General features: G+C 69.9%; 28 protein-coding genes. 18 read left to right on the top strand and 10 right to left on the bottom strand.

The window, feature by feature from the left end; genetic code table 11:
• Positions 1 to 142 precede the first annotated feature (142 nt).
• The 3 genes from L942_RS00455 to corA form a co-directional block, all read right to left on the bottom strand.
• Positions 143 to 982, bottom strand: a complete 840-nt coding sequence (locus tag L942_RS00455; protein ID WP_037353317.1) for a chromosome partitioning protein ParB — start codon at positions 980 to 982, stop codon at positions 143 to 145.
• Positions 979 to 1632 carry a metallophosphoesterase family protein gene (locus L942_RS00450; protein ID WP_037353314.1) on the bottom strand — a complete coding sequence of 218 codons (654 nt, stop codon included), beginning with the start codon at positions 1630 to 1632 and terminating at the stop codon, positions 979 to 981. The genes L942_RS00455 and L942_RS00450 overlap by 4 nt, the downstream gene beginning before the upstream one ends.
• Before the next feature lie 196 nt (positions 1633 to 1828).
• Complete coding sequence (gene corA / locus L942_RS00445; RefSeq protein WP_037353311.1) at positions 1829 to 2917, bottom strand: magnesium/cobalt transporter CorA; 1089 nt, start codon at positions 2915 to 2917, stop codon at positions 1829 to 1831.
• 329 nt (positions 2918 to 3246) lie between these two features.
• On the opposite strand from corA, the gene L942_RS00440 reads away from it, so the two are divergent.
• Both L942_RS00440 and L942_RS00435 read left to right on the top strand, forming a co-directional pair.
• On the top strand, positions 3247 to 3750 hold the full coding sequence (locus L942_RS00440; protein WP_037353308.1) for a MaoC family dehydratase: 504 nt from the start codon (positions 3247 to 3249) through the stop codon (positions 3748 to 3750).
• A 26-nt stretch (positions 3751 to 3776) separates the two neighbouring features.
• Positions 3777 to 4895: a DUF2332 domain-containing protein gene (locus tag L942_RS00435; RefSeq protein ID WP_037353306.1), complete on the top strand. Its 1119-nt coding sequence runs from the start codon at positions 3777 to 3779 to the stop codon at positions 4893 to 4895.
• A gap of 257 nt (positions 4896 to 5152) precedes the next feature.
• On the opposite strand, the gene L942_RS00430 is transcribed toward L942_RS00435, so the two are convergent.
• Positions 5153 to 5554, bottom strand: coding sequence for an NUDIX hydrolase (locus L942_RS00430; RefSeq protein WP_037353304.1), 402 nt, complete (start codon positions 5552 to 5554; stop codon positions 5153 to 5155).
• A gap of 167 nt (positions 5555 to 5721) precedes the next feature.
• Here L942_RS00430 and L942_RS00425 point away from each other — a divergent pair, with 167 nt between their 5' ends.
• The 8 genes from L942_RS00425 to L942_RS45160 all read left to right on the top strand — a co-directional run bounded on the left by L942_RS00425 (position 5722) and on the right by L942_RS45160 (position 10556).
• A complete protein-coding gene (locus L942_RS00425; protein ID WP_037353301.1) occupies positions 5722 to 5907 on the top strand; it encodes a hypothetical protein in 186 nt (61 codons plus the stop codon).
• A gap of 22 nt (positions 5908 to 5929) precedes the next feature.
• Complete coding sequence (locus L942_RS00420) at positions 5930 to 6490, top strand: PH domain-containing protein (protein ID WP_037353298.1); 561 nt, start codon at positions 5930 to 5932, stop codon at positions 6488 to 6490.
• A gap of 56 nt (positions 6491 to 6546) precedes the next feature.
• Positions 6547 to 7419 (top strand): PHP domain-containing protein, encoded by an 873-nt coding sequence (locus L942_RS00415; RefSeq protein WP_037353294.1) that lies wholly within the window; start codon positions 6547 to 6549, stop codon positions 7417 to 7419.
• A gap of 1 nt (position 7420) precedes the next feature.
• Positions 7421 to 8053 carry a MarC family protein gene (locus tag L942_RS00410; RefSeq protein WP_037353291.1) on the top strand — a complete coding sequence of 211 codons (633 nt, stop codon included), beginning with the start codon at positions 7421 to 7423 and terminating at the stop codon, positions 8051 to 8053.
• A gap of 66 nt (positions 8054 to 8119) precedes the next feature.
• A complete protein-coding gene (locus L942_RS00405) occupies positions 8120 to 8980 on the top strand; it encodes a RecB family exonuclease (RefSeq protein WP_037353289.1) in 861 nt (286 codons plus the stop codon).
• Between the two features lie 80 nt (positions 8981 to 9060).
• Entirely contained in the window at positions 9061 to 9327 is a 267-nt protein-coding gene (locus L942_RS00400; protein WP_158684397.1) for a hypothetical protein, read from the top strand.
• Between the two features lie 99 nt (positions 9328 to 9426).
• The gene (locus tag L942_RS00395; protein WP_158684396.1) at positions 9427 to 9903 is read left to right on the top strand and encodes a hypothetical protein; all 477 of its coding nucleotides are present in this window, start codon (positions 9427 to 9429) and stop codon (positions 9901 to 9903) included.
• Positions 9900 to 10556, top strand: coding sequence for a hypothetical protein (locus L942_RS45160; protein ID WP_235078820.1), 657 nt, complete (start codon positions 9900 to 9902; stop codon positions 10554 to 10556). Before L942_RS00395 ends, L942_RS45160 begins: the two co-directional genes overlap by 4 nt.
• Before the next feature lie 5 nt (positions 10557 to 10561).
• Here the strand turns inward: L942_RS45160 and L942_RS00385 are convergent, their stop codons facing one another.
• Together L942_RS00385 and L942_RS00380 are read right to left on the bottom strand one after the other, a co-directional pair.
• Positions 10562 to 11893, bottom strand: coding sequence for an Rv3212 family protein (locus L942_RS00385; protein WP_200862663.1), 1332 nt, complete (start codon positions 11891 to 11893; stop codon positions 10562 to 10564).
• Between the two features lie 1217 nt (positions 11894 to 13110).
• Positions 13111 to 14697, bottom strand: coding sequence for a DEAD/DEAH box helicase (locus tag L942_RS00380; RefSeq protein ID WP_162472733.1), 1587 nt, complete (start codon positions 14695 to 14697; stop codon positions 13111 to 13113).
• Between the two features lie 502 nt (positions 14698 to 15199).
• Between L942_RS00380 and L942_RS00375 the strand changes: the two genes are divergently transcribed.
• Complete coding sequence (locus L942_RS00375; protein ID WP_440201285.1) at positions 15200 to 15892, top strand: ferritin-like fold-containing protein; 693 nt, start codon at positions 15200 to 15202, stop codon at positions 15890 to 15892.
• Between the two features lie 103 nt (positions 15893 to 15995).
• The gene (locus L942_RS00370) at positions 15996 to 16226 is read left to right on the top strand and encodes a DUF3107 domain-containing protein (RefSeq protein ID WP_037353283.1); all 231 of its coding nucleotides are present in this window, start codon (positions 15996 to 15998) and stop codon (positions 16224 to 16226) included.
• 68 nt (positions 16227 to 16294) lie between these two features.
• Here L942_RS00370 and L942_RS00365 read toward each other — a convergent pair whose 3' ends face one another.
• Both L942_RS00365 and L942_RS00360 read right to left on the bottom strand, forming a co-directional pair.
• Complete coding sequence (locus L942_RS00365; protein WP_037353281.1) at positions 16295 to 16615, bottom strand: DUF4873 domain-containing protein; 321 nt, start codon at positions 16613 to 16615, stop codon at positions 16295 to 16297.
• Positions 16616 to 16629: 14 nt separating this feature from the next.
• On the bottom strand, positions 16630 to 17424 hold the full coding sequence (locus tag L942_RS00360; RefSeq protein ID WP_037353278.1) for a TetR/AcrR family transcriptional regulator: 795 nt from the start codon (positions 17422 to 17424) through the stop codon (positions 16630 to 16632).
• Between the two features lie 102 nt (positions 17425 to 17526).
• On the opposite strand from L942_RS00360, the gene L942_RS00355 reads away from it, so the two are divergent.
• The 3 genes from L942_RS00355 to L942_RS00345 all read left to right on the top strand — a co-directional run bounded on the left by L942_RS00355 (position 17527) and on the right by L942_RS00345 (position 21134).
• Positions 17527 to 18435: an AurF N-oxygenase family protein gene (locus tag L942_RS00355; RefSeq protein WP_037353385.1), complete on the top strand. Its 909-nt coding sequence runs from the start codon at positions 17527 to 17529 to the stop codon at positions 18433 to 18435.
• 110 nt (positions 18436 to 18545) lie between these two features.
• Positions 18546 to 19448: an alpha/beta fold hydrolase gene (locus tag L942_RS00350; RefSeq protein WP_037353275.1), complete on the top strand. Its 903-nt coding sequence runs from the start codon at positions 18546 to 18548 to the stop codon at positions 19446 to 19448.
• A 99-nt stretch (positions 19449 to 19547) separates the two neighbouring features.
• Positions 19548 to 21134, top strand: coding sequence for a hypothetical protein (locus L942_RS00345; RefSeq protein WP_037353273.1), 1587 nt, complete (start codon positions 19548 to 19550; stop codon positions 21132 to 21134).
• Position 21135: 1 nt separating this feature from the next.
• On the opposite strand, the gene L942_RS00340 is transcribed toward L942_RS00345, so the two are convergent.
• On the bottom strand, positions 21136 to 21810 hold the full coding sequence (locus L942_RS00340) for an alpha/beta fold hydrolase (RefSeq protein ID WP_235078818.1): 675 nt from the start codon (positions 21808 to 21810) through the stop codon (positions 21136 to 21138).
• A 5-nt stretch (positions 21811 to 21815) separates the two neighbouring features.
• Complete coding sequence (locus L942_RS00335; protein WP_037353270.1) at positions 21816 to 22439, bottom strand: TetR/AcrR family transcriptional regulator; 624 nt, start codon at positions 22437 to 22439, stop codon at positions 21816 to 21818.
• An 81-nt stretch (positions 22440 to 22520) separates the two neighbouring features.
• On the opposite strand from L942_RS00335, the gene L942_RS00330 reads away from it, so the two are divergent.
• The 3 genes from L942_RS00330 to moeZ all read left to right on the top strand — a co-directional run bounded on the left by L942_RS00330 (position 22521) and on the right by moeZ (position 26055).
• Complete coding sequence (locus tag L942_RS00330) at positions 22521 to 23534, top strand: alpha/beta fold hydrolase (RefSeq protein WP_051165636.1); 1014 nt, start codon at positions 22521 to 22523, stop codon at positions 23532 to 23534.
• Between the two features lie 80 nt (positions 23535 to 23614).
• Positions 23615 to 24775, top strand: a complete 1161-nt coding sequence (locus L942_RS00325) for a DUF3152 domain-containing protein (RefSeq protein ID WP_037353266.1) — start codon at positions 23615 to 23617, stop codon at positions 24773 to 24775.
• Positions 24776 to 24873: 98 nt separating this feature from the next.
• Positions 24874 to 26055: an adenylyltransferase/sulfurtransferase MoeZ gene (gene moeZ, locus L942_RS00320; protein WP_037353382.1), complete on the top strand. Its 1182-nt coding sequence runs from the start codon at positions 24874 to 24876 to the stop codon at positions 26053 to 26055.
• Positions 26056 to 26441: the final 386 nt, after the last annotated feature.

Raw genomic sequence — 26441 nt, 5'->3', positions numbered from 1 at the left:
GGCCCCATACCCCATCGAGATCGTTCGGTCCGCTCCCGGCGCCACCGGGAGCGGGCCGTTCTCATTTTCGCTCGGTGGACCCCCCCCAGGCCGATTGCCGCGGCATCCCGAGCGCCTCGCCGAGCAGGTGCTGCCGGACAAGTCACTTCCGGGAGCGCAGCGTTTCGATGACCTCCTCGTCCCAGCGGTGCGTCCGGATGAGCCGGTACCGCTCGCACGCGACCCACAGATACGCCTCGGCCTCGGTGCGGTCGCCGATCAGATCCGCTTGCCGCAGCATCGCGACCACCGGCGTGAATTCCTCGTCGAACCACCGTTGCGCGATGGTCGCGCGGTCGATGAAACGGCCTTCGTCCTGCATGAGCCGGAAACCCCACGCTTCGACGTGCTCGCCGAGCTGGGCGTAGTTCCACGGATCCGGCACCAGCACCGAAGCCCGGGCGTGACCGGACAGCGGGACTCGTTCCAGGAACAGCCGCCGGTAGTCCTTCACGATCAGGTCGCCCCGGTACCGGATCCCGCTCGGGTTCAGCTTGGTGCGCACCACCGTCACCGACGCCTCTATTGTGGACAGTCCCTGCGCGAGTGCGACCGAAACCCGGTGGTGGCCGTCGATGATGAAGTGCAGTTCGCCGATCCGGTACACCTCGATCGGCGGGATCGCTTCGCCGCGGCGGGCGGCCAGCGCCAGTCGTTCCCAGCGTTGCCGGACGCGGGCGGACGTCGGGCGGAACCGGCGGTCGAAATCGCGGCTCCGGTCGACGGTGCCGACAATCGAGTCCAAGGCGATCACGCGGGTCCCGATCCGCGTCTCGCTGACGTACCCGAGCGCCTGCACCACCTCGTGGAACGGCAGCATGATGTTGACGTCGTCGGGTTCCCGGCGCAGCCAGGTGGAAAGCCGGGACAGCACTTGCCGCCGCCGGGCCCGGAGGAAGTCGTTTTCGGCGTCGGCGCGCGGGAAACCGGTCGGTCGGGTCATCGCGGGAACTCCATCACCTGATAGCCCACCACGTTGCGGATCCGGGTGCGGCCGGCCACGCGGTCGGGCACCGGTTCGCCGTGCGGGTGGATGTGTCCGTGCAGCAGCCATCGCGGCCGCAGGGTTTCGATCGTGCGGTGCAGACAGGTGAAACCTTGGTGCGGCGGGTCTTCGCGGTCGCCGAGATGCCGCGGCGGCGAATGCGTCAGCAGGATGTCGATTCCGTTGCCGTCGCGCCATTTCCGCCACCGGAACCGCCGCTCCAGCCGCCGGGCCCGGCGCGCCTGCTGCCGTTGCGTCCATTGGTTCGGGCCGTCGCGGTAGCGGATCGAGCCGCCGAGTCCGGCGATCCGGAGCCCGCCGACGTCGACGATCCGGCCGTCGGCGTTGATGCCGCCGGCCGGGCCGGGCCATTCGGCCGGAAAACCGTCCTTCATGGACAGTCCGCCGTAGCGGGTGAAGCCGCTCAGGTCGGGGTCGTGGTTGCCCGGGACGAACACGCACGGCACGTCGAGCATGCCGGCGAGGAACTCGAGATACGCGAACGGCAGATCGCCGGCGGCGACGACGAGGTCGACCCGCAGCGAGCGGACCGCCGGGGTCCACAGCCGCTCGTCGGCCTCGTCGGCCACCACCAGCGCTTTTGGCATACGCCCAGGTTACGGCGCACGCGGCGTCACTTCATGCCGTGCGCGAACCCGGGGTTGAGCGCGATCATCGCGACGATGCCGACGATCCAGACGAGGCACAGGGCCAGCGCCCAGAACTTGAGGTTGGACAGCAACCGGGACATGACGAGACAAACCTCCTGCAACCGGGGGAAGAAAGGGGGACCGCGAGGGGCGGCTACAACCAGCCGTTCTTCCGGAATATTCGGTACAGCAGCAGACAGATCGCGAGAATGACCGTGACCACGATCGGATAGCCGAACTGCCAATGCAGTTCGGGCATGTAGTCGAAGTTCATGCCGTAGATGCCCGCGATCATCGTGGGCACCGTGATGATCGCCGCCCACGCGGTGATCTTGCGCATGTCGGTGTTCTGCTGCAGCGAGATCTTCGCGACGGTCGCGTCGACCAGGGTGCTGAGCAGTTCGTCGAACGCCGCCACGCGTTCGGACACGGTGGCGAGGTGGTCGGCGACGTCGCGGAAATACGACCGGACCTCGTCCGGCACCAGCCGCGTGTAGCCCTCGGCGAGCCGCGACACCGGCGTGGCGAGCGGGACCACTGCGCGCCGCAGTTCGAGCACTTCCCGCTTCATCAGGTAGATCTGCTCGGCGCTCACCGACGAGCGCGGCGCGAACACCTGCGCCTCGATCTCGTCGATGTCCGCCTCGATCCGGCTGGTGACCTCGAGGTAGTGGTCGACCACGTGGTCGGCGATCGCGTGCACGACCGCCGCCGGGCCCAGCGACAGCCGCTCCGGATCCTCGTCGAGTTCACGGCGCAGCCGAGCCAGCCCGGAGTGGTTGCCGTGCCGGACGGTGATCACGAAATCGCGGCCGAGGAACACCATCAGCTCGCCGGTTTCCACGATCTCGTTCGCCGTGGTCGGCGACTGGTGCTCGACGTACCGGACGGTCTTCAGGACCAGGAACAGCGTGTCGTCGTAGCGCTCCAGCTTCGGCCGCTGATGCGCCTCCAGCGCGTCCTCGACGGCCAGTTCGTGCAGGCCGAAGGTCTCCGCGATGCCCTGGATCTGGTCGGAATCCGGCTCGTGCAGGCCGATCCAGACGAAACCCGCGTGCCGCTTGCGCACCTCGCGGATGGCCTCGGCGTGCGTCCAGCGTCCGGGAAGCCGCTTGCCGTCGACATACACCGCGCAGTCGACGACGTAGGCGGACAGCGGCACCGGGATCGGCCGTTCGAGGTTGGCCTTGGCCCGGTTGTTGCCGCGGCCGCGAAGGCCGCCTAGCGAGGGAATGGCAGGCATGGGTTCTCCTGGGCAGACGTCGTGAAGCACGAAGACGACGGCCAGGCGGACTGCGGTGTCCGTCCGGCGGCACCGTGAGTTCCCGGACGCGGGCCTACCAGGAGGGAAAACGGCCGGCTGGCGAGGCGGGAACGCACGTACTACTAGGGAGCGGACTATCACCACTGCTCATGAGCGGTTCCTCACCTCCTTTCGGCCGGGGCACGCGCAGGCGTGCGACGTGGCGGGGGTCGCGTTGACGCGCGATCACCGATGGTCGAGGGTACTCCTCACCACGGATACGTGTCGCACCTGGTTCGGCAGGTGTTACCCGGACAGGAGGCGCAAGCGTGCAATTCGGCCGGTATTACGAGGAGTTCGAGGTCGGCGCGGTCTACAAGCACTGGCCCGGCAAGACCGTCACCGAATACGACGACCATCTCTTCTGCTTGCTCACGATGAACCACCACCCGCTGCACCTGGACGCGCACTACGCGGGCGAGACGACCGATTTCGGCAAGAACGTCGTGGTCGGCAACTACATCTACTCGCTGCTGCTCGGCATGTCGGTGCCCGACGTGTCCGGCAAGGCCATCGCGAACCTCGAGGTCGAATCGCTCAAGCACGTCAAGCCGACGTTCCACGGCGACACGATCTACGGCGAGACCGAGGTGCTCGACAAGACCCCGTCGAAGTCCAAGGACGACCGGGGAGTGGTGTACGTCGAGACGCGCGGGTACAAACAGGACGGCACCATCGTGTGCATTTTCCGGCGCAAAGTGATGGTGCCGAAGCGGTCCTACGGGGACACCCGCGGCGGGGAGCAGCCCGGCCGTCCGACGCCGCACGAGTGATCGATCCGCCGCGAAGAGGAGCACGGGTGGCCATTGCCCTGGAAGAGATCAAGCGCCGGTTGCGCCTGTTCGCCGAGGTGGAGGCGCGCGGCGTTTCGCCGCTGTATGACCACCTCGCCACGCACGCGGCCGAGGACGACGACGTCGCCGCGCTGCTGACCGACGCCCGCGACGGCGAAGCGCGCGGCACCTTGCTGTTCGCCACGGCGCACCGGCTGGTGCAGGCGGATCCGATCCACCCGCTGTCGCGGTACTACCCGTCGGTCGGCGGCTTCGACGGCGTCGACGGCGAGACCTGGCCGTTGTTCCGTTCCTTCCTGCTGGAGCGCGCGGACCAGGCCCGCGAGCTCATCTCGACTCGCTACACGCAGACGAACGAGGTGCGCCGCGCCGCGCTGCTGTATCCGGCGGTCGCGGCAGCGGCGAAGGAAGCGGGCGGCAAGATCGCGCTGCTCGAGGTCGGCTGCAGCGCGGGATTGCTGCTGGGGCTCGACCGGTTCGGCTACCGCTACCAATGCGACGGCGGGGAGCAGCTCGCGGCCGGTCCGGCGAAGGCCGCGGTCGGGCTGCATTGCTCGATCGATGTCGCGTCGGGCGCTCGGCTGCCCAAGCTGCCCAAGAAGGTCGCGGTGGCGGCCCGCGCGGGTCTGGACCGGGCTCCGGTGGACCTGTCGGACGAGGACGAGCTGGCCTGGCTGGAGGCGTGCGTCTGGGCCGACCAGGTCGACCGGATCCGGCTGCTGCGCACAGCCGCCGCGGAACAGCGGAAGCACGTGCCGGAGCTGATCGCCGGGGACGCGGTGGACGACCTGGCCTCGGCGGCCGCCCGGCTGCCCGCGGAACTGCCGTTGGTGGTGCTGACGAGCCACGCGCTGGCGTATCTCGGGGACCGGCGGGCGGATTTCGTGGCCGAACTGGCGCGGTTGTCCTCGTCCCGGCCGGTGTGGTGGGTGAGCCAGGAGTTCTACCGGGCCGGGCTGGAAGCGGTTCTGCCCGGCCGGGACGACCTGTCCTCGGCCGAGGCGGCCCCGGGCGAGCCCGCGATGGCGGTGCTGGGGCTGACGAGCTGGGTGGACGGGAAGCCCGAGGCCCGCGCGGTGGCCCGGACGGCACCGCACGGGCAGCGGATGACCTGGCTCGCGTGAGCGGCCAGGCCGGCCAATCCACTCGTCATCCCTCGGCACCCTGAGTAACCTGTGTCACATTCACCCCATCAGTCACACTGCACCGCAGGGGCCGGGTCTGCGCTACTGATGCGAGTCCGGCAATATCGAATACGCGTTCCGCGCATTTTCCGTGCTCATCGCGGATAACTGAACCGCGGGGAAACTTTCCGCCAACTCCGCAATCCGTTCCGAATCGCGGACGCCGCCCGAGGCAATGCGGAAATGACCGCTCCGGGTTACGCGGTCGGCAGCTCATTCCAATCACGCAGGGTTACGAAGAGCTGGTCCGTCAGGTGGCCGGCTTCGTCCAGAGCGACCAGTTCGGCCGAGTCGACCCACTGTGCGTCGGAGGCGTCGTCGCCCGCGGTGAGGATTCCGCCGATCCACGTGCATTCGTAGTCGTGGATGTCGTAGCGGCCGCGGCGGACCGAGCCGGCCAGTGTGTGCGGTCTCACGTCCAGTCCGGTCTCCTCGCGAAGTTCGCGGATCACGGCCTCGTGGTCCGTTTCGCCCGGTTCCACTCGCCCGCCGGGCAGTGACCACTGTCCTTTTCCCGGCTCGTTCGCACGCTGGATGAGCAGGAGTCTGCCCTGGTCGTCGAACACAATGCCGCCGACGCAGCGCTCGAGGCCGTCCATGCCGCGACGGTAGCCGACCCCGGCCGCACCCCCTAGCTTCCGGGAAGCTGTACACGGAGAGTAGCCGTACGGTACACTTCGAGCGGCCGGCTGACCCATGCGCGGGACTTTCCTCCCGCGTGGGTGGTCAGTGCGGTACAACGTAGAAAGTCAGTTTTCCGGGTGTCATGGAAGAGACGGGATTGATCGCTGTGAACGCGAAGAAGCTTGCGGGACTCGTGGGTATCGCGTTGGTGCTGTTCTTCGTGATCGCCCAGCCGGGACATGCTGCGGGACTTGTCAGCAACATTATCGACTTCCTCCGCAGCTCGGCCGAATCGGTGATCACGTTCGTCAGCAACGTCTTCCACTGACGACAGGGGATACCCTCGGACCATGTTCGCGCCACGCGACCCTGACGAGTACCTCCTCGACACCGAGCGGCGGGTCATCCGGATCCGCCGCCACTGGGCGGTGCTCCTCTGGGACACGTTCGAGGCAGCCGCGCTGCTGATCGTGTGCGTGCTGGTGTCGTACCTGCTGCCGCCCTCGCTGTGGGTGGTGCAGAACATCCTCTGGTACGTCGCGCTGGCGGTGGTGCTGCGGTTCGCCTACGTGATCATCGAGTGGTGGGTCGAACGGCTGGTCGTCACCGACAAACGGTTCGTGATGACCACCGGTGTCTTCACCACCAAGGTGCTGATGATGCCGATCAGCAAGGTCACCGACCTCACCTACCAGCGTTCGGCCTGGGGCCGGATGCTGGGCTACGGCACGATGGTCGTCGAATCGGCCGGGCAGATCCAGGCGCTGAACCGGATCGACTACCTGCCGCGGCCCGAGGAGTTCTACGACACGATCTCCGAGCTCGTGTTCGGCGACAAGCAGAAGCAGGCCGAACGATTCTCGATGATCAAGGCGCAGCGGGCGGCGCGGGGCAAGAAGCCGGTCGGCTGACCTCGAGCGCGTCGGCACTGGTCCCGGCGCCGAGGTGACGCAGCGCATCGTCGAGAATGGTTTCGATGCGCATCGACCTGCACGCCCACTCCACGGCCTCCGACGGTACCGACAGCCCTGCCGAGCTTGTCGGCGCTGCCGCGCGTGCCGGTCTCGACGTCGTCGCGATCACCGACCACGACACCACCGCGGGCTGGGAACCGGCCGCCGCGGCTCTGCCCGCCGGGATGACGCTGGTGCCGGGCGCGGAACTGTCGACGGTCTCGATCGACCCGGACACCGGCTACGAGATCAGCGTGCACCTGCTCGCGTATCTTTTCGACCCGGCCGCGCCCGCGATCGTCGCGGAACAGACGCGGCTGCGCGTCGAACGGCGCACCCGGTTGCGGCGGATGGCCGAGCGGATGGCCGCCGACGGCCTTCCCGTCGACGCCGACGAAATCCTGAGCCTGCTGCCGGAGGACTCGCCCGCGGGACGGCCGCACCTCGCGCAGGCGCTCGTCCGGGCCGGGCTGGTCAGCTCCGTCGACGAGGCGTTCGCCGACTATCTGCACAGCCGCCGCGGCTACTACGTCGCGCGCCGGGACACTCCGGTCGAGGACGCGATCGACATGGTCACCGCCGCCGGCGGGGTCACCGTGATCGCGCACCCCTTCGCGTTCAGCCGCGGCGCGACGATCAGCGAGGACACGCTGCGCGACCTGGCCGCCCGCGGACTGACCGGCGTCGAGGTCGATCATCCCAACCACGATCCGGCCACCCGGGCGCGCACCCGCGAACTGGCCGACGAGCTGGGCCTGATCCGCACCGGGTCGAGCGACTACCACGGCACGAACAAGACCATCGGACTCGGCCAGGAAACGACCGAACCGGACCAGCTGGAGGAATTGGTGGGGCGGGCGACCGGCTTCCAAGTGGTGAAGGGCTGAGATGGCCGTCTCGGATTTCTTCGACGCCAAGCTCTTCATGAGCGCGACGATCACCCTCGTCGTGATCATGGACCCGCCGGGCACGGTGCCGGTGTTCCTGAGCCTGGTCGGCCGCAAACCGATGGCGACGCGGGTAAAGGCCGCGCGGCAGGCGGTGCTGGTGTCGTTGCTGGTCATCTCGCTGTTCGCGGTGGCCGGGCAGGCGATCCTGGCGTATCTGGGCATCGGCATCCCGGCGTTGCAGGGCGCGGGCGGTCTGCTGCTGTTGCTGATCGCGTTGCAACTGCTCACCGGCAACGCGGGCAGCAACGAACCCGAAGCGGCCGAGGATGTCAACGTCGCCCTCGTCCCGCTCGGCACGCCCTTGCTGGCCGGTCCGGGTGCGATCGCGGCGACCATCGTGTTCGTCCGGCAGGCCGACGGTCACCTCGGCGCCTACATCGCGCTGGCGCTGGCGATCGTGACCGTGCATTTCGTGCTGTACACCTGCATGCGGTTCTCCGGCGTGGTCATCCGGCTGATCAAGGAAAGCGGCATCACGCTCCTGGCCAAGATCGCCGGTCTGCTGCTGGCCGCGATCGCGGTCGAGCTGGTCGCGAATTCGGTGCAGGGCTTCATCGCCGGCGCCGGTTAGCCGACGGCCCGCGCCGGAAAGTGTCGGTGGGGGTGCGTAGCGTGGGCGTCGACGGAAGGGGGCGGCGTGAAAGAACAGCTGGGGTTCGACTTCGGCGTCGAGCAACCGCAGCGGCTCACCAAGGTGTCGCCGGCGCGGCTGAGCACCTTTGACGATTGTCCGCGCCGGTACCGGCTGGCGTATCTCGACCGGCCGACGCCGCAGCGCACCGGGCCGTGGGCGCACAGCACGCTGGGTGCGGTGGTGCACAACGCGTTGCGGGCGCTTTTCGACCTGCCGGTGGCGAAACGGACGCCGCAGCGCGCGATCGCGCTGGTGGCCGAACACTGGAAGGACGCCGGTTTCGCCGACGACGACCAGGCCGCGCGCTACCGTGCGCGCGCGAAGGGCTGGGTCGCGGAGTACGTGGAGGACAACGACGTCAGCGACGATCCGGTCGGCTTGGAACGCTGGGTCTCCGCCCCGGTCAGCACCACCGGAGGCCGCCCGACGATGATCATCGAAGGCCGAGCCGACCGCATCGACCAGCGCGGCGGCGAACTGGTGATCGTGGACTACAAAACCGGCCGCCGAGCCCCGGACGAACACGAGGCGCGCGCGTCGCAGGCGCTGGCGATGTACGCGGTGGCGGCGAGCCGCACGTTGCGGATGCCGTGCACGAAGGTCGAGCTGCACCACCTGCCGTCCGGAACGATCGCCGCGGCGGAACACACGCCGGAAACCTTGAAGCGGCACCTGGAACGCGCCGAGGAGACCGCCGGGGATTTGCGGATGGCAGCAGATACCCTGGACGCAGGCGGCGACGGAGACGCGTTGTTCCCCGCCCGCCCCGACCGCCGCTGCGCATGGTGCGACTTCCGCCCGAGCTGCGTGGCGGGACAGCAGACGGCTCCTGCCGCGCAACCGTGGGATTTGCTTGCGCCGTAGGGATTTCCCGAGATGTGGATTGGACCCGAGAATCGTGGCGGCACCGGACATCGAGGAAACGACCCCTGGCCGGAGTGGTGGTGCGCGGGGCCGGGTCCGCGGCCGCGGTGCTGACGGGGCGGTTCGCGGTGTGGCGGCCGGAGATCGGGACGTTCGCGGTGCCGCGGGTGATGGGGCGGTTCGTGGTGTGGCGGCTGAAGATCGCGACGTTCGTGGGGCTGAGGCCCGGGACGTTCGCGGTGCCGCTGGGAAAGATCTCGCCGCGGTGGGGAACGACAGGGAGCAGCGTCGGATGGGGAGCCGTAGTCGTGCGGACGCCGCGGGCCGGAACGGCAGCGCGACTGTGACTGGCGGCGCGACGAACGGGGCTGCGGCTCAAGATCGCGCGGCCGCTACCCGCGCGCCGGGGGTCGGTCGTTCGGGTGCCGGTGGTGCGGTGGACGACGGTGGCAGTGCGGCGGTGGATGGTCGTGCGGCCGCTACCCGCGCAGTGGGAGACGGTCGTGCGCGCGCTGGTGGTGCTGTGGAGGACGGCAGCGGCGCGGCAGTGGACGGTCATGTGGCTGCTACCCGCGCGGCGGGGGACGGTCGTGCAGGTGCCGGTGGTGTGGACGACGGTCGCGGCGCGGCGGTGGATGGTCGTGCGGCCGCTACCTGCGCGGTGGGGGACGGTCATGCGCGTGCCGGTGGTGTGGAGGACGGCAGCGGCGCGGCAGTGGACGGTCATGTGGCTGCTACCCGCGCGGCGGGGGACGGTCGTGCAGGTGCCGGTGGTGTGGACGACGGTCGCGGCGCGGCGGTGGATGGTCATGCGGCTGCTGGTCGCCTGGCAGGCCGCGCCGATGCTGCGCGCACGAACGGTGGCTCCGCTATCGATGGCGGTGCGGCGACGGAGGATCGCGCGGTCGCGGACCACGACGTGACCCGCCGCCAGCCCGAGAACGACGGTGCGGCAGCGGGGCACACAGCTGAGGTTATCCATGACTCAGCGGCAAGCAATCGCACCGTGCGCGAGGCAGCAGAGGCGCAGTCGCCAGCGACGTTGTCCGGACCGAACTCCGGCCCAGCGACCACGCCAGTCCCGGTGCCGCCGGTGTCAGACCGCCGAATCCAGCCGTCGCGAAGCCCGCAAGACTCGGCGCTCGGTGATAGCGCAGTTATCCAGGACTCGGCGTCGGCCGACGACGCGGTCACCAGCCGGGAGAACGCGGTTGTCCAGGAAACACCCGCGCCTGAGGAAACCGGCGGCGAGACGCTAGCCAAGGCGGCACCCGAGCACTACGGGGCGTCCGCGAAGCGCAAACCGCGTGGACGGTGGTGGCGCGGGTTCACCGGCTCAGTCGCTGCGGGAATGGCGGTCCTGGCGGTCGGCGTGCTTGTCGTGGGCGTGTTGTGCCTCGTGAACGGCGCACCCGGGCCGGGCGTGCTCAAGCTGGTCGGGCATCCGGTCGCGGCGCTAATTATGTTTGCGCTGCAACGGGTTGCCGACCGTCGCGTGGGGAAAGTGGCGGTGGCTGCGGGGGTTGGGGTGCTGGTCGTCGCAGGGGTGGCGTTCAGTGTGTTGTGGTGGTTCTGAGCCAGCTAGCGCAGGGCGGCGACGTTCGGGCCGCGTTGTTCCAGCAGCACCGGGCCCAGCGCGGTGAGGCGGACGGGGCCGGTATAGGAGCCCCGGTCGACGCCGACTGTCCGTAGCGTCGCGCCGTTCGTTTCGTCCAGCACCGCCAGGCCGCCGCGGATGGGCACTACCAGCTGGGACGCGAAGGTGATTCCGGGGCCGAGCGTGCCGTCCAGGGTCCAGCGGGGAGACAGGTCGTCTCGGGACAGGGCAACGGTTTTGGAGCCGCTGTACCAGTAGATTCCCGCCGCCGTGCGGGTGGTCGCTTCGGTGCCGCCGACCGGATCGTTCGCCGTGTCCGAAGCGGGGAGATCCATGGGGTACGCGGCTTTTTGCGTACCGTCCGCGCCGTAGACGACGTACAGCTTCTGGTCCGGCAGCAGCACTCCGGTGAGGTCGCCCGACATGGCGATCACCCTGGCCCGCTTCCCGGCCAGCAGGGCGGTGTAGGTGACCTTCGGTTCGTCCTCGTGTTCGGCGGTCGCCTTGTAGACGGTCAGGCGGTCCGTGCGGTCGCCGGGGCAGCGTTCGATCACGCCGATTTTGTCGGCGGCGGCTGCTACCGTGCCGTAGGTGCAGTTGGGGCGGGGCTGTTTGTTCGCGTTTTGCAGGAACGGGACCTTGCCGTACTCCATGCTCTTCACGAGATCGTCGCGCCACGTGTCGAGGAGATGTTTGCCGGTGGTCGTGACGTGGCTGCCGTCGCTGACCAGGCGGGTGCCGAGTTCGGCGTCGCCGTTGCGCTGAGCGGTGATCCGGCCGGTGGCCGGGTCGAGCTGGGTGACCTCGCTGCAGCCCATGCTCTTGTGGTACACCGCGTTCACCCTGCCCCACGCGGTGTCCACAGTGCACAGTTGCAGGTTTTCGCGGGTGTAGTGCCAGCGGATCTGCCCGGTGAGCGGATCACGACCGGCGACCTCGCTGCCGTCCGCCGTGGTGACGGTGTCGGACTGTCCGATCGGGATCGGGGTCGCCGAACTCGGGGCCTGCCACAGCTGCGTCATCGACCCGGGCACGGCGTTCGGCGGCGCGGGGAGCGCGGGCGGCGGAGCGGCCAGCGCGCGGCTGGTGTGCAGGTTGTCGCTGGTGGCGGCGACGATCGCGGCGACCACCGCGACCACGACGACGATCGCCCCCGCGATCAGCCGGTCCCGCCCGCGATTCCACGGCGAACGGCGAGCTTTCCCCGGCGGCGCAACGGAATCCGCCGCGGACGGGCGGGGAAGGAGGTTTTCGGAACCATACGACCCGGCGGCAGTGCTGCTGACTCCGGCCGGTTCGTCGGTGACGCGCGCGATCGGGCCGGTTTGTTCCTCAGCCGTGACCGGCGGGACGGCGGCATGGCGGCCAGCCTTCGCGACGGTCGGGTCTTCGGCAGGCACGCCAGGGAGGGCCGCTGCGGTGGCGCTGCTTCCGGCGGGGGTTGGGGTGTCCGCGGAGGGCTTGACCGGGCCGGCGGGAGTGTTTTCGGCGGTCTCCGTGCGGTGGAGGGCCGACGCGGCGGGCGTGGTCTCCGCACGGCCGGCGGGGCCTGCGGAAGTGTTTTCCGCGACTGGCGACGCGATGGCGCTGCTTTCGGCGGGGCCAGGGGCTGTCGAGGGGGAGTCCAGGGAGGACTTGACCGGTTCGAAGACAGTGCCTTCAGCGGCCGGATCCGCGTTCTCCGGGCTGGGCAGGGCCGACGAGGCGGAAGTGTTCCCGTCAGTGCCGGATGTTGCCGCGTACGGCCCGTGGGGCTCGGCAGAAGCCGCTCCGCCAGGTCGCGCGACCGGGTCGGCGGTCGGCGAGTCAGGCGTGGGCGGTGCGGCGGGGGTGTGCTCGCGGGAATTGCCCGGGGTGGGCGTGGCGGGGGCGTGCTCGCCGGGCCTGCCTGGGGCGGGCGAGACGGAGTCTGGGTCTTGTGGACCGGGAGCGGGGGTCGTGCCAGGGGTGTGCTCGCCGGAATTGCCCGGGGCGGGCGAGATGGGGCCTGCGTCTTGTGGACGGGGCGTGGGCGGCGTGGCGGGGGTGTGCTCGCGGGAATCGCCGGAGGCGGGCGAGGCGGGGCCTGTGTCCTGCGGACGGGGAGTGGGCGGCGTGGCAGGGGCGTGCTCGCGAGAACTGCCCGAGGCGGGCGAGGCGGGGCCTGCGTCTTGCGCGCCGGGAGTGGGCGGCGTGGCGGGGGTGTGCTCGCGGGAATCGCCCGAGGCGGTCGCGACGGAGCCCGCGCCCCGCGCACCCGAAACGGGCGACGTGCCGGAAGCGGAGTCGCCAGCAGGCCGGTCCGCCGAATCAGAAGCCTTGTCCGTCGACCCACCGGAAGTCGGCACACCAGCATCCGAAGACGACGAAACCGCGTCCCGGTCAGGGGAAGCCGACTCTTCCGGAGCCGACCCATCCGAAAGGGATGCCCCGGCCGGAATATCCGGCCGGGGGCGTTCGTCGGGAGTGCCCGCTACGTTCGATCCGGGTTCGGGGGGCGTTTCGTCGGTGCCGTTCCCGTGGTCGTTCACGTAACTGACTCCCGGTGTGTCGCTCAGTCTGCCGACGCAGGTGTATCAGACGAACGGCGGCGACGGCGGCGGCGGGCCGGGCGTTCCGAGGTTTCTCCGGAGTCGGACGTCGTCGCGGGGGTCGCGTTGCCGGTGGAGGTCGCCGGGCCGGTCGCGTCGGCTCCCGAGCGGGTGCGGCGGCGGGTCCGGGGGCGCTCTTCCTGCTGGTCGGACGGGGACGACGCGGCGGCGTCCGCGGCTTCGACGGCCGCCGCGGCGCGGGCGCCACCGCGGGTTCGCTTGCGCGGGGCCCGGTTGCGCTTGCGCGGGGCTTCCTCGTCCGAAGAACCGGCGGCGGGACCGCGGCGGCCTCGGCGCTTGCCGCCCAGGTCCTCTTCCTTTTCCGCGGACAGACCGGCTCGCGTGCGCTTCGACAGCGGCAGGCGGCCCTTCGTGCCCTCCGGAATGCCCAGGTCGCTGAACAGGTGCGGCGACGACGAGTACGTCTCCACCGGCTCCGCCAGGTCGAGGCCCAGCGTGTCCGAGATCAGCTTCCAGCGCGGTTCCTCGTCCCAGTCGACCAGGGTGATCGCGACGCCGGTGCGGCCCGCGCGGCCGGTGCGGCCGATGCGGTGCACGTAGGTCTTCTCGTCCTCCGGGCACTGGTAGTTGATCACGTGCGTGACGTCGTCGATGTCGATGCCGCGCGCCGCGACGTCGGTCGCCACCAGCACGTCGACCTTGCCCGAGCGGAACGCGCGCAGCGCCTGCTCGCGCGCGCCCTGACCGAGGTCGCCGTGCACCGCGGCCGCGGCGAAACCGCGTTCCACCAGGTCGTCGGCCACCTTCTGGGCGGTGCGCTTGGTGCGGCTGAAGATCATCGTGAGCCCGCGGCCCTCGGCCTGCAGCGCCCGCGCGATCAGCTCCGTCTTGTCCATCGAGTGCGCCCGGTAGACGAACTGCGCCGTGCGCTCGTGCACCGCGCCCGCGTCGTTCTCCTCGGCCCGGATGTGCGTGGGCTGGTTCAGGAACGTCCGCGCGAGCGTGATGATCGGGCCCGGCATCGTGGCGGAGAACAGCATCGTCTGCCGCTCGTCCGGCACCATCCGGAGAATCCGCTCGATGTCCGGCAGGAAGCCGAGGTCCAGCATCTCGTCGGCCTCGTCGAGGACGAGCCCGCGGATCTTGCCGAGCACCAGGTGCTGCTGTTCGGCGAGGTCGAGGAGCCGGCCCGGCGTGCCGATGACGACGTCGACGCCCTTGCGCAGCGCCTCGATCTGCGGCTCGTACGGCCGTCCGCCGTAAATCGCCAGCGTGCGGATGCCGAGGTGCTTGCCCGCGCCCTTCAGGTCGTTCGCGACCTGGATGCACAGCTCGCGCGTGGGCACCACGACCAGCACCTGCGGGGTGCCGTCGCCGGGCACCTGCACGCGGTGCAGCAGCGGGACGCCGAAGCCGAGCGTCTTGCCCATGCCGGTGCGGGCCTGGCCGATGAGGTCGTCGCCGGCCATGGCGAGCGGCAGGGTCAGCGCCTGGATGGCGAAGGTGCGCTCGATGCCCGCTTCCTCGAGCGCTTTGACGATTTCGGGTTTCACTCCGAACGACGCGAACGTCGGCGACTCCTCGGTCACCGGGGCACCGGCCTGCAGCGGGTGCGACGTGTCCAGCGCGGCCGGTCCGTTTTCGCTGTGCTCGAGGGCGACAGCGGCGGTGGTCTGCGCGGTTTCGGTCTGTTCGGTTGTGGACTGTTCTGCGGTCAGGGTGATCGCCTCTCTCGTGACCAGCGCGCACAGGCCGGTTGTCACTCGACACTCGACCGGGGGCCTGACTCGCACCGCGGCCTCTTCAGCGGAGGCCAGTGGTGCCGGAGCCGCCCTCCCGGGAATGCCGCTGGGAGGCGTGCACGCACACTTGCGGCGAACTCCGGTCGCCCTGGTGGCACCGGCCGCTCGCCTGGTTCCCGCCGCTCCTGGGACCTCTCGGAAAAAGGGGGGCCGGTGCGGCGAAGCTTCTGTTGATCCATTCGCAGTGTACCTGGTCAGGTCTTTTCCGGGGAATACCGGGAGCGGCGGCGCGGCGTGGGATCGGTCTCTTCGCGGCACGGGCCTGCGGTTCGGCGATACCCTCGTCGCCGTGACCGACCCCGCCGAAGCCGCCGCGCCCGCGGCGTCCGCCGTATCCCCGCCCACGATCAGCGAAGGCGTCGTCGACCTGCTCGGCGTGATCGCCTACCTGGAACTGTCCGCGTTCGACCGGATGGCCGAGGACGCCCGCAGCGCGCCGACGCTCGCCGGCCGCGCCGCGCTCGCCTCGATGGCGGCCGCCGAGATCGGGCACCTCGATCTGCTTTCGAAGCATCTGGCCGCGAACGGCGTCGCGGTCGAGGACGCGATGGCCCCCTTCGTGTCCCAAGTGGACGCCTGGCACGCCTCTACCCGGCCCAAATCGTGGCTGGAGTCGCTGGTCAAGGCGTACGTCGGGGACGGGCTCGCGGCCGACCTCTACCGCGAGGTCGCCAACTGGCTGGACCCGGAGACCAAGGACCTGGTGCTGACGGTGCTCGCCGACACCGGGCATTCGGCGTTCGCCGAACGCGAAGTCGCGGCCGGGATCAAGGCCGACCCGAAGGCACGCGACAAGCTCGCGCTGTGGGGGCGGCGGCTGCTCGGCGAGGCGCTCACCCAGGCGCAGTACGTGGTGGCCGAACGCGACGGGCTGGCCGAGCTGATCATCGCCGGGTCCGGCGATCTCGCGGGAATCGGCGCGCTGTTCCGCCGGTTGCAGCAAGGGCACACCAAGCGCATGCAGGCGCTGGGGCTGGGCTGAGCGAGTGGTCGCGAGTCACCTTCCGGTCGCACGCCACCGCGGCGGCCCGCTTCGGTTAGCCTTGCCGGGCGTAGTCACAACGAGTTTCCAGCGGAGGTCCCACGTGGAGGTCAAGATCGGCATCAAGGACACGCCGCGCGAGCTGGTGGTGTCCAGTGGCCAGACTCCCGACGAGGTGGAGAAACTGGTCGCCGAGGCGCTGACGGCCGGTGACGGGCTCTTCCGCCTCAACGACGAGAAGGGCCGCAAGTACCTGGTCCCGTCCGACCGCATCGCGTACGTCGAGATCGCCCCGTCCGACGTCCGCAAGGTCGGGTTCGGCGTCGGCGACTGATACAGCCGTACGCGAAAGGCCGCTCCGGGCGCTCTCCGGGGCGGCCTTTCGCGTGGTCAGCGGGTGGGTCAGGCGGTGGCTTCCTCGACTTCGGCCAGCGTCTTCGGGACCGAGAACGGCGGCGTGGACGTGCCGGTGAGCCGGTAGCGGCCCCACGGATCCGGATCGGACAGCTCGCCCTCGGACCGGTGCTCGCCGATCCGCACCTCGCACGCCTTCTTGCGCCCCCCGATCGCCTCGGCCAGCTCCGGGTTCGCGGCGACGCGGCCGTACCAGTGGTAATAACCGTCGATCGGCTGGAAATAGCCGCGCAGATCGACGTCCGCGGCGATTTCCGTGCCGTCGACGACCAGCGTCGCCGAGCCGGTGTAGCCGTCTTCGTCGCTCATCCGGGGTCCTCTCGTCAGCCGGCCTCGTTGCCGGCGGCGGTGTCGTTCTCGGTGCGTCCGAGCTGGACGACCTTGTTCTCCTCGAGCGGCAGGTTCGGGTCGATCACCACGCCCTGCTGGCGGGTCAGCCCGTCGATCGCCGCCCAGATGATCTGGGTGAGGTACTCGACCACCGAATCGCGGCCCATCGAGCGCCGGTCCAGCCACCATTCGCCGGTGCTCTGGACCATGCCGACGATCCCGTGCGCCCACGGTTCGGCCGCGCCGGAGTCCATGTTGAACATCCGCATGTAGTCGCCGAGCAGGGCGGTCAGCGCGGTGGCGATGACCTCCTTGTCCTCCGCGACGACGTCCGAATCGGCGGTTTTGCCCGGCAGCCCGCCGTGTGCCAGCAAGCGGTACAGGTTCGGGTGCTCTTCGATGACGCCGAAGAACGCGTCGAGCGCCATCCGGATCCGCGGGACCGGCGCGAGCTCCGCGTTGATCGCCGGGATCAGCCGCTCGAAAAGGATCTCCGTGCCGCGCTGGCCGAGCGCGACGTATAGGTCGGCCTTGTCCTCGAAATGCCGGTACAGCACGGGTTTCGTGACGCCGGCTTCCGCCGCGACGTCCTCCATGCCGAGCTCTGGACCGTGCGCGTCGAGCGCGCGCAGCGCCGCTTCGACGAACTCCGCGCGGCGGGCGATCCGGTGCTTGCGCCAGCGATCGCGGCGGGCGTCCCCGGTGCCGCCGGAGCCCGTCTCGGTGTCGGCCGCCTGCTTGCCGGACTGCTTGCTGGAGCGCTTGACACGTTCGATCACGGGGGTCATGCTACCAGAGGTAACTGTTACCACGGGTTACATGTTCGTGGGGGCAGGCGGGGACGCGGCTTCTCGATTCAACGGCGAGTCAGGCGCTGGAAGGGGCTGATGATGACGCGGACGCTGAAGGTGACCGACCGGGAGACGACGGCACAGCGGTTGCTGAAGTCGGCGGCGAACAAGTTCTACGACCCGGATGTCGACATCGACTGGGACGCGCCGCTCGTCGAGGGCAAGCGGTACATCCTGCCGGAGCGTTCTTCGCTCTACGGCACTCCGCTGTGGGACCGGCTGAGCCCGGAGCAGCGGATCGAGCTGGGCAAGCACGAGATGGCCAGCATCGCGACCACCGGGCTGTGGTTCGAGATCCTCCTGATGCAGATGCTGCTCAAGGAGGTCTACGAGCAGGACCCGACGACGGCGCACGCGCAGTTCGCGCTCACCGAGATCGCCGACGAATGCCGGCACTCGACGATGTTCGCGCGGATGTCCGCGCGGATCGGCTGCCCGACCTACGGTCCGGTGCCGGTGCTGCGGCAGGTCGCGAAGCTGATGCCGACGATTTCCTACGGCCCGGCGCGCTACGGCGCGATCCTGGTGGCCGAGGAGGTGCTCGACCGGCTGCAGCGCGAGCAGATGAACGACGACCAGATCCAGCCGCTGGTGCGGATGGTCAACCGGATCCACGTGCTGGAAGAGGCGCGGCACGTCACCTTCGCCCGCGAGGAAGTCACCCGCGGCATGGCGAAGCTCGGCCGCGCGGAGATCGCCTACCAGCAGTTCAGCATCGCGCTGATCTCGTACTTCGTGACGCGCGCGTTCATCAACCCGAACGTCTACAAGGCGGTCGGGATCCGGCCGCGCGAGGGCGTCGAGACGGCGCTGAACAACCCGCACTGGCGCGCGACGATCGCGTGGGCCGGGGAGAAGATCATGCCGTTCCTGCAGGAGTCCGGCCTGGTCGGGCTGCCCGGGAAACCGTTCTGGCGCAAGTCTTTCCTGCTTCCGGAGGGCAAGTGACTACCGCCGACGTACTTTTTCCCGCGGAGGCGAAATGACTACTGCCGACGTACTTTTTCCCGCGGAGGCGAAATGACTACCGCCGACGTACTTTTTCCCGCGGAGGCGAAATGACTACCGTCGAACGGCTGCGCAACCCGGCCCGGGAGCACCGGTTCGTCACCAGTGACGGCTGTGCGCTGCACGTCGAGCTGAGCGGCCCGGCCGATGCCGCGGTGACGCTGGTGCTGGTGCACGGCTGGACGCAGGACCACCGCACGTGGGACGGGGTCATGGAGCACCTCGGCCCGGGCGTCCGGACGCTGCGCTACGACCTGCGCGGGCACGGCGGTTCCGCGCCCGCGACCAGGGAGACCGGGACGATTCCGCGGCTGGCCGACGATCTGGCCGAGCTGATCGCCGCGCGCGTGCCGTCGGGTCCGCTGGTGCTCGCCGGGCATTCGATGGGCGGCATGACCATGATGGCGCTCGCCGAACGGCATCCGGAGCTGGTCCGGGACCGGGTGGTCGGCGCGGCGTTCGTGGCGACGTCGTCGGGGCAGATGGACCGGATCACGCTGGGGCTGCCCGGAATGGCGGGCCAGTTCTCCGCGCGGTTCGAGCGCCGGCTGGCGAAAGCGTTGTCGCACCGCAAAGGCGAGCGGCTGCCGCTGAGCCCGGCGATGGTGCGTTCGGGTGCGCGGTTCCTCGTGTTCGGCGACCACCCGCGGCGGGCGGACCTCCGGCTGGTGGCGGAGCAGCTGTTGTGCGCGCATCCGGCGAGTCTCGGCGCGTTCCAGGACGCGATTTCGACGCACGACCGCCGGGTCGCGCTGGCGACCTTGCGCGGTACTCCGTCCGTGGTGCTGGCGGGGGAGAAGGACCGGCTGTGCCCGCTGGCGCACGCGAAAGTGATCGCGGACGAGCTGCCGGACGCGGAGTTCGTCCGTTTTCCCGGTGCGGGGCACATGCTTCCGCAGGAACGCGCGGGCGAGGTCGCGAAACGAATCGGGGCGTTGCTTCGGGTTTCGTGACCGTGCGCGTTCGCGCTCGTACCTGACTGTCGGCTGTTCTCGGCCGCCCGGCGCTGTCACGCTGGGTGGCTGGGATGTCGCCGACAGAACAGGACGGGCATGGGGCAGCCGCTGAGCGCGCACGTCAACCGGAGCCTGATGGCGATTTCCCGGCGGGCGGAGAGCGTGGACCGGCATACGCTGGCCAAGACCTTCGTGGTGGCCGGGTCGTTTTCGGCGATGTTGCATTCCGCCGACCACCAGATCTTCTACGGCCGCCGCGGCACCGGGAAGACGCATGCCTTGCTTTACCTGGCCGATCTGGTCGAGGAAACCCGCGATGTCGCGGTATACCTGGATTTGCGCACGATCGGTTCCACCAGCGGCCTGTACGCGAATCAGCAGCTGCCGGTTTCGCTTCGGGGCACTCAGCTGCTGGTGGACACGCTGGAAGCGGTGCACGAACAGCTGCTGACCACGGCGATCGAGAAGCGGGTTTCCGACCAGGAAGGCTTGCTGCAGGGACTGGACGAGCTGACCGAGGCGGCGACGACGGTCGAGGTCGTCGGCAACGTCGAGCGCGAAACCACGGTCGGGGGTTCCGCGGAGCAGGCGACCAGCGCCGGGGCGTCGGCGTCCTGGGGAGTCGGCGGCCCGCGCGGCCACGTGACGATGTCGGGCAGCAGCCGGCATTCGGTGACCGCTTCGGATCGGTTGCGGCGCACCGGGACCGAGCATCATCAGGTCATTTTCGGGCCGCTCAGCCGGGCGTTGGCCCGGATCACGGCCGCGTTGGCGCCGGCCCGGCTGTGGCTGCTGCTGGACGAGTGGAGTTCGATTCCTCTTGAGCTGCAACCGTTGCTGGCGGATCTGCTGCGCCGCAGCGTGCTCCCGACGCGCGGGACGACGGTCAAGATCGCGGCGATCGAACGTCGGTCCCGATTCCGCGAACCAGGCGGCGAAGGCGATTACGTCGGCATCGAGGTCGGCGCGGACGCGGCCTCCGCGGTCAGCTTCGACGACGTGCTCCGGTTCGATCACGGCCGGACCCAGTCGAGGCAGTTTTTCGCCGAACTGTTCCTCAATCACGTACGACCGCGGATGCCGGTGACCGACGACGCCGCGGAATTCGTGGCTACCGCGTTCAGCCGCACCGCGTTTCCCGAGCTCGTGCGCGCGGCCGAGGGCGTCCCCCGGGACGCGATCAACATCGCCGCCTTGGCCGCGCAGCACGCGAACACGGCGACGATCGGGATCCGGCACGTCCGGCAAGCCGCGCAGGACTGGTATCTGCGGGACAAATACGCCGCCATCGCCGGGAACGAATCGGCCTTGACGACGCTTCGGTGGCTGGTCGACGAGGTAGTCGGCCGGCGGCGTTCGCGCGCGTTTCTGCTGGAGCACGCCAGCGGCGCCCACGACGAGACCATCCGCGATCTGCACGACGCCCGGCTCATTCACCTGGTGCGCCGCGGCATCGTCAACCGGAAGCGACCGGGCACGCTCTACGACGGGTTCGCCATCGACTACGGCTGTTACGTCGCCCTGGTGTCGGATGGCGGACAACCGGCCCGGCGGGGCAAATCCGACGACTGGCTGACCGATCAGCGCGGCACCCCGCCGGAACCGGTCCACCTCGAGCAACTGCTGGTCGAACTGCCGGGCGCGGCGAGATCGGTTCCGCGCCAGCGAAAACCGCGCGAATGAGCTAGCGGAACCGGTCGAGCGCGGCGACGGTGGCCGGGACGTCTTCCCAGATCGGCGAGTGCCCGGTTTCGACGGTGACGAGTTCGCTGCCGGGCAGGTGGGCGACGAGGTGCTGGGCGTCCGCGAGCGTGCGGGCCCGGTCGTGGATTCCGTGCAGCACCGTGACCGGGCAGCGGATCGACGCCAGCCGCGGCGTGAGGTCCAGATCCCGTTGGCTCGTCAGGACTTCCAGCGCGGCTTCGGCCGGGACGCGGGCGGCGTAGCCGAGCAGTTCAGCGCGCAGGTCCGGCGGCAGCGGGCTGGCGAACGACCGGTCGAGGACGGCCGCGTGCAGTTCCGGGCCCCAGGCCGAGGCGATCGTGGCGAGGATCCGGTCGACGTCGCCGTGCCCGCGCATGTGCGCGCCGGTGTTCGCGAGCAGCAGCCCGGACACCAGCTCCGGCCGGGTGGCCGCGACGACCGCCGCGACGCAGCCGCCCGTGGAATGCCCGATCAGGGTGACCGGGTCGCCGTGCTGCTCGATCCGGTCGGCGACCCGCGCCGCGACGTCTTCGATCCGCCAGGGTCCCGGAGTGGTCATCCAGTCGACCGCGTCCAGTTCGTCGGGCAGCGCGGAAGCCAGCGGGGAGTAGATCCGCGGGCTGCAGAGCGTGCCCGGCACCGCGACCACGCGCACGGGGGTCAGTTGTCCTTGAGCGGGAAGCCGCCGCCGATGCCGCGCCAGGCGAGGTTCGCGGTGAGCGCGACCGCGTCCTCGCGGCTCATCGACTGGTTGTGCTGCAGCCAGTAGCGTGCGCTGACCTGGCTCATCCCGACCAGGCCGACGGCCAGCAGCCGGGCCTTCTCCTCGTCCAGCCCGGCGTCGGAGGTGATCGTCTCGGTGATGGCCTCGACGCTGGCCGAGGTCGCGCGGTCCACCGCCTCCTGGACGGCGGGCTCGCCGCGCAGGTCGGACTCGAAGACCATGCGGAACGCGCCCGCGTCGTTGTTCACGAAGTCGAAGAACGCGCCGACCGTGGCCGGGACGCGCTGGCGGTTGTCCGTGGTGGAGTTCAGCGCGCCCTGCACCCGGGCGACCAGGTCGTCGACGTGGCTTTCGAGCAGCGCGATGTACAGGTCGAGCTTGCCGGGGAAGTGCTGGTAGAGCACCGGCTTGCTGACGCCGGCCTCCTCGGCGATCTCGTCCATCGCCGCCGCGTGGTAGCCGTGCTCGGCGAAGACGCGCTGCGCGGCCGTCAGCAACTGGGCCCGGCGCTCGGTCCGGGGCAACCGGACGCCTCGTTGCAGTCGCGCCATCTCCGTCATTCTTCCTCCGTCCGCAGCCTTCGCCGGGCGGGTTCACCACCGCGTGAAGTGAACCTGACATTACTCGTGGGTACGCCCGAAATGCCAAGGGTCAGGCATCCTGGACTGGTGACGACCACGACCTCCCGCCCCACCACCGCGGCGGCCGTCCGCCCGCCGGTGACCCAGGTGCCATTGTCGACTACGCCCCTTCCGCCGCTCGACGGGGCGCTGCCGGCCTGGCCGGGAACGGTCGAGGACGGCCTGCACATCCGGCACACGCCCGGGCCGGACGGCACGCCCGCGGTGTACGTGCACGGGCTCGGCGGCTCGTCCACGAACTGGACCGACCTCGCCGCGCTGCTCGCCCCGACCGCGCCCGGACAGGCTGTTGACCTGCCCGGATTCGGCTATTCGGAGCCCGCGGAAGGGTTTGCCTACAGCCTCGACGACCACGCCGAGGTCATCGCGGGCAGGCTGGAGCGGCTCGGCGAACCGGTGCACCTGCTCGGCAACTCGATGGGCGGCGCGATCTCACTGCTGGTCGCCGCGCGGCGGCCGGAGCTGGTGAGAACTCTCACCCTGATCTCCCCGGCGATGCCGGACCGCCGTCCGGACCCGCGCCGGCTCTCCGACCCGATGATGGCGCTGGCCTACCTGCCGGTGATCGGCGCGCGGGTGCGCCGCCGGATGGCCGGGATGACCGCCCGCGAACGCGCCGCGCAAGTCATCAAGCTGTGCTTCCACGACCCGTCGCGGTTCCCGGACGCCCGGCTGGACGAACTGGTCGACGAGCACTCCGCCCGCGCCGGGTTCCCGTGGGCGCTGGCCGCGATGGAACGCAGCACGTTCGGCATCTTCCGGCGCTGGACCGCGCTCGGCGCCGCTTCGCTGTGGTCGGTCGCCAAACAGGTCCAGGCCCCGACGCTGGTCGTCTGGGGACTCCACGACCGGGTGATCTCGGTGAAGCGCGCGCTGCGGACCGCGCAGACGATTCCGCGTGCCCGGCTGCTGGTCCTGCCGCGCACCGGACACGTCGCGCAGATGGAGCGTCCGCAGGCGGTGGCCCGTGCCGTGCTCGGCTTGTGGGAGGGCGCGGACGACGGCTCCTGGTAGCCCGAACGGGGGACCGCGGATCGCTGGGGAGCCCGCCAGTCGCTTCCGGGAACGGCGCGGCCGTGTGGCACCCTGGGTCGGTGGACCGGCTGAAGCAGGACGCGCGAGCGAAGGACCGGCGGGGCCCGACCGCCGGGTCGGCCCGGCGTTCAGCGTCCTCCAGAGTCGGGGATCCGGAGTCCGATTCGCCGCGCGTCGGCCAGTACCGGCCCGCGCGGAAACCCGCCCAGCGCGTGGGCGAGGACCGGTACCGGCCCGGCGGCAGGCGCACCAGCGCCGAGCCGCTCGCCGCCGCCTGGAAACCCAAGGACGACAGCTCCGAGAAGCGCCCGGCGCCGAAGAAGCAGAAGTCGACGTTCGCCCGGTTCGTGAGGACGTACGGCTGGCGCGTGTACGCGCTGCCGATCCTGGCCGTGATCACCGTGCTGGTCGCGGTCAACACCGCCACCAGCTCGCCCGAAGCGGGCACCGGCAGCAGCGGCGAGGTCGCGTCCGGCGACACGTCCTCCGGCGCGATCGACGGGGGCGGCGGCATCCCGGAGAACCCCGCGCAGCCGGTGAACCTCAACGTGCCCACCGCCGACCTGCCCAGCGGCGGCCCGTTCACGCAGACCGGCAAGGGCACCTGGCACATCGTGCCCGGGTCCAGTGACGTCGTGGGCAAGAGCGGGAAGCTCTACACCTACACCGTCGAGGTCGAGGACGGCATCGATCCGGCGAGCTACGCCGGCGACGACAGCTTCGGGGCCGCGGTGCAGGGCATTTTGTCCGATCCGCGCAGCTGGACGTGGAACGGCGAGATCCGGTTGCAACGGGTCGACGCGAGCTATCCGAACCCGAGTTTCCGGGTGAGCCTCACCACGCCGGACACCACGCACCGGCCGGACGCGTGCGGGTTCCAGATCAAGTTCGAGGCCTCCTGCTACCGGCGCAGCATGGGCCGCGTGCTGATCAACTTGTCGCGCTGGGTGCGCGGCGCGAAGGTCTACGGCTCGGACATGACGGGCTACCGGCAGTACGCGATCAACCACGAGGTCGGGCACGCGCTGGGCAACAATCACGTGGGCTGCCCAGGAAACGATCAGCCGGCGCCGGTGATGATGCAGCAGTCGTTCGGGGTCGCGGACGACTACGTCGCGATGCTCAACAACATCCCCGGCGGCGACAAGGGCAAGGTCGCCGCGGACCATCGCGTGTGCAAGCCGAACGCGTGGCCGAACCCGACTCCGCCCGGCCAGTAACAACGTCCCACGATCTGAGAGCAGGGAAGTGTCCCTTGCGGGCGGGCGTTGAACATACTGGGATCGACTACGCGACCCGCGCGAGTATGGAGGACCCGATGTCAGACACGGCACTGCCGCCGCTCGTCGAGCCGGCAGCCGAGCTCACCAAGGAAGAGGTGGCCCGGTACAGCCGTCACCTGATCATCCCGGACGTCGGGGTGGTCGGGCAGAAGCGGTTGAAGAACGCGAAGGTCCTGGTCATCGGTGCGGGCGGCCTGGGAAGCCCGGCGCTGCTGTACCTGGCGGCGGCCGGCGTGGGCACGCTCGGCATCATCGACTTCGACGTCGTCGACGAATCCAACCTGCAGCGCCAGGTGATCCACGGCCAGTCCGACGTCGGCAAGCTCAAGGCCGCGTCGGCGCAGGAGTCCATCGCCGAGATCAACCCGCTGGTCAAGGTGCACCTGCACACCGAACGGCTCGAGTCGGCGAACGCGCTGGAGATCTTCCGGCAGTACGACCTGATCCTCGACGGCACGGACAACTTCGCCACCCGCTACCTGGTCAACGACGCGGCGGTGCTGCTCGGCAAGCCGTACGTGTGGGGTTCGATCTTCCGGTTCGAGGGCCAGGTCAGCGTCTTCTGGGAGGACGCCCCGAACGGCAAGGGTCTCAACTACCGGGATCTGTACCCCGAGCCGCCGCCCCCCGGCATGGTCCCGTCCTGCGCCGAAGGCGGCGTGCTGGGCGTGCTGTGCGCGTCGATCGGCTCGATCATGGTGACCGAGGCGATCAAGCTCATCACCGGCATCGGAGAGCCGCTGCTCGGGCGGTTGATCTCCTACGACGCGCTGGAGATGAAGTACCGCGAGGTCAAGATCCGGAAGGACCCGGAGACCCCGAAGATCACCGAACTGATCGACTACGAGGCCTTCTGCGGAGTGGTGTCGGAAGAGGCCGCGTCGGCCGCGTCCGGCAGCACGATCACGCCCGCGGAACTCAAGGCGAAGTTCGACTCGGGCGAGGACTTCGCGCTGATCGACGTCCGCGAGCCGCACGAGTACGAGATCGTCAACATCAAGGGCGCCACGCTGATCCCGAAGGACCGCATCCTGTCCGGCGAGGCCTTGGCGGAACTGCCGCAGGACAAGCCGATCGTCCTGCACTGCAAGTCCGGCGCCCGCTCGGCCGAGGCCCTTGCCGCCCTGCACGCCGCAGGCTTCAAGGACGCCACCCACCTGGGCGGCGGAGTCCTGGCCTGGGCCCGGCAGATCGACCCGAGCCTGCCGACCTACTGACGCACTGTCTGGCCGTGAAGGGCTCCTTGCGGGACACCGATTCCCTCAAGGAGCCCTTCACGGCTTTCGGAGGTTTTCTCGCACGCGGGCGTGCTTGGGTTTTGTCCGCGAGGGCCACCTTCACGGACGCTGATTCCCTCAGGGGTCCCCTCACGACCGGCCGCTGTCCCGTGAGGGGCCCCTTCACGGACCTAGATTCCCTCAAGGAGCCCTTCACGACCCCCGCCCGCCTGCCGGGATGCGCACCCAATGCCACATTGAGCGCACCCCACGCACCGAACGCCACCTTGGGGCGCAAGCCCGCCCCCCGACCCGCAGCCCCTGCACCCAACTCATCGAGGCACCCAGCCCTGGCCCTGCACCCCGATACGAAGCGTCCCTGCGGT

This window comes from Amycolatopsis orientalis DSM 43388 (genome assembly GCF_000411975.1).
GTDB classification, from domain to species: Bacteria; Actinomycetota; Actinomycetes; order Mycobacteriales; family Pseudonocardiaceae; genus Amycolatopsis; species Amycolatopsis orientalis_D.
Note: the sequence above shows the minus strand (reverse complement) of the source record. Positions and strands in the feature narration are given on the sequence as shown.

Bases quoted from the DNA above. Each gene is read 5' to 3' on its own strand.
- L942_RS00365 (WP_037353281.1), bottom strand. From the start codon at position 16,615: ATGAGCGACGAAGACGGCTACACCGGCTCGGCGACGCTGGTCGTCGAC.
- L942_RS00355 (WP_037353385.1), top strand. From the start codon at position 17,527: ATGACGCGGACGCTGAAGGTGACCGACCGGGAGACGACGGCACAGCGG.
- L942_RS00455 (WP_037353317.1), bottom strand. From the start codon at position 982: ATGACCCGACCGACCGGTTTCCCGCGCGCCGACGCCGAAAACGACTTC.
- L942_RS00335 (WP_037353270.1), bottom strand. From the start codon at position 22,439: ATGACGGAGATGGCGCGACTGCAACGAGGCGTCCGGTTGCCCCGGACC.
- L942_RS00450 (WP_037353314.1), bottom strand. From the start codon at position 1,632: ATGCCAAAAGCGCTGGTGGTGGCCGACGAGGCCGACGAGCGGCTGTGG.
- L942_RS00410 (WP_037353291.1), top strand. From the start codon at position 7,421: ATGGCCGTCTCGGATTTCTTCGACGCCAAGCTCTTCATGAGCGCGACG.
- L942_RS00330 (WP_051165636.1), top strand. From the start codon at position 22,521: ATGCCAAGGGTCAGGCATCCTGGACTGGTGACGACCACGACCTCCCGC.
- L942_RS00350 (WP_037353275.1), top strand. From the start codon at position 18,546: ATGACTACCGTCGAACGGCTGCGCAACCCGGCCCGGGAGCACCGGTTC.
- L942_RS00360 (WP_037353278.1), bottom strand. From the start codon at position 17,424: ATGACCCCCGTGATCGAACGTGTCAAGCGCTCCAGCAAGCAGTCCGGC.
- corA (WP_037353311.1), bottom strand. From the start codon at position 2,917: ATGCCTGCCATTCCCTCGCTAGGCGGCCTTCGCGGCCGCGGCAACAAC.
- moeZ (WP_037353382.1), top strand. From the start codon at position 24,874: ATGTCAGACACGGCACTGCCGCCGCTCGTCGAGCCGGCAGCCGAGCTC.
- L942_RS00425 (WP_037353301.1), top strand. From the start codon at position 5,722: ATGGAAGAGACGGGATTGATCGCTGTGAACGCGAAGAAGCTTGCGGGA.
- L942_RS00415 (WP_037353294.1), top strand. From the start codon at position 6,547: ATGGTTTCGATGCGCATCGACCTGCACGCCCACTCCACGGCCTCCGAC.
- L942_RS00430 (WP_037353304.1), bottom strand. From the start codon at position 5,554: ATGGACGGCCTCGAGCGCTGCGTCGGCGGCATTGTGTTCGACGACCAG.
- L942_RS00345 (WP_037353273.1), top strand. From the start codon at position 19,548: ATGGGGCAGCCGCTGAGCGCGCACGTCAACCGGAGCCTGATGGCGATT.
- L942_RS00420 (WP_037353298.1), top strand. From the start codon at position 5,930: ATGTTCGCGCCACGCGACCCTGACGAGTACCTCCTCGACACCGAGCGG.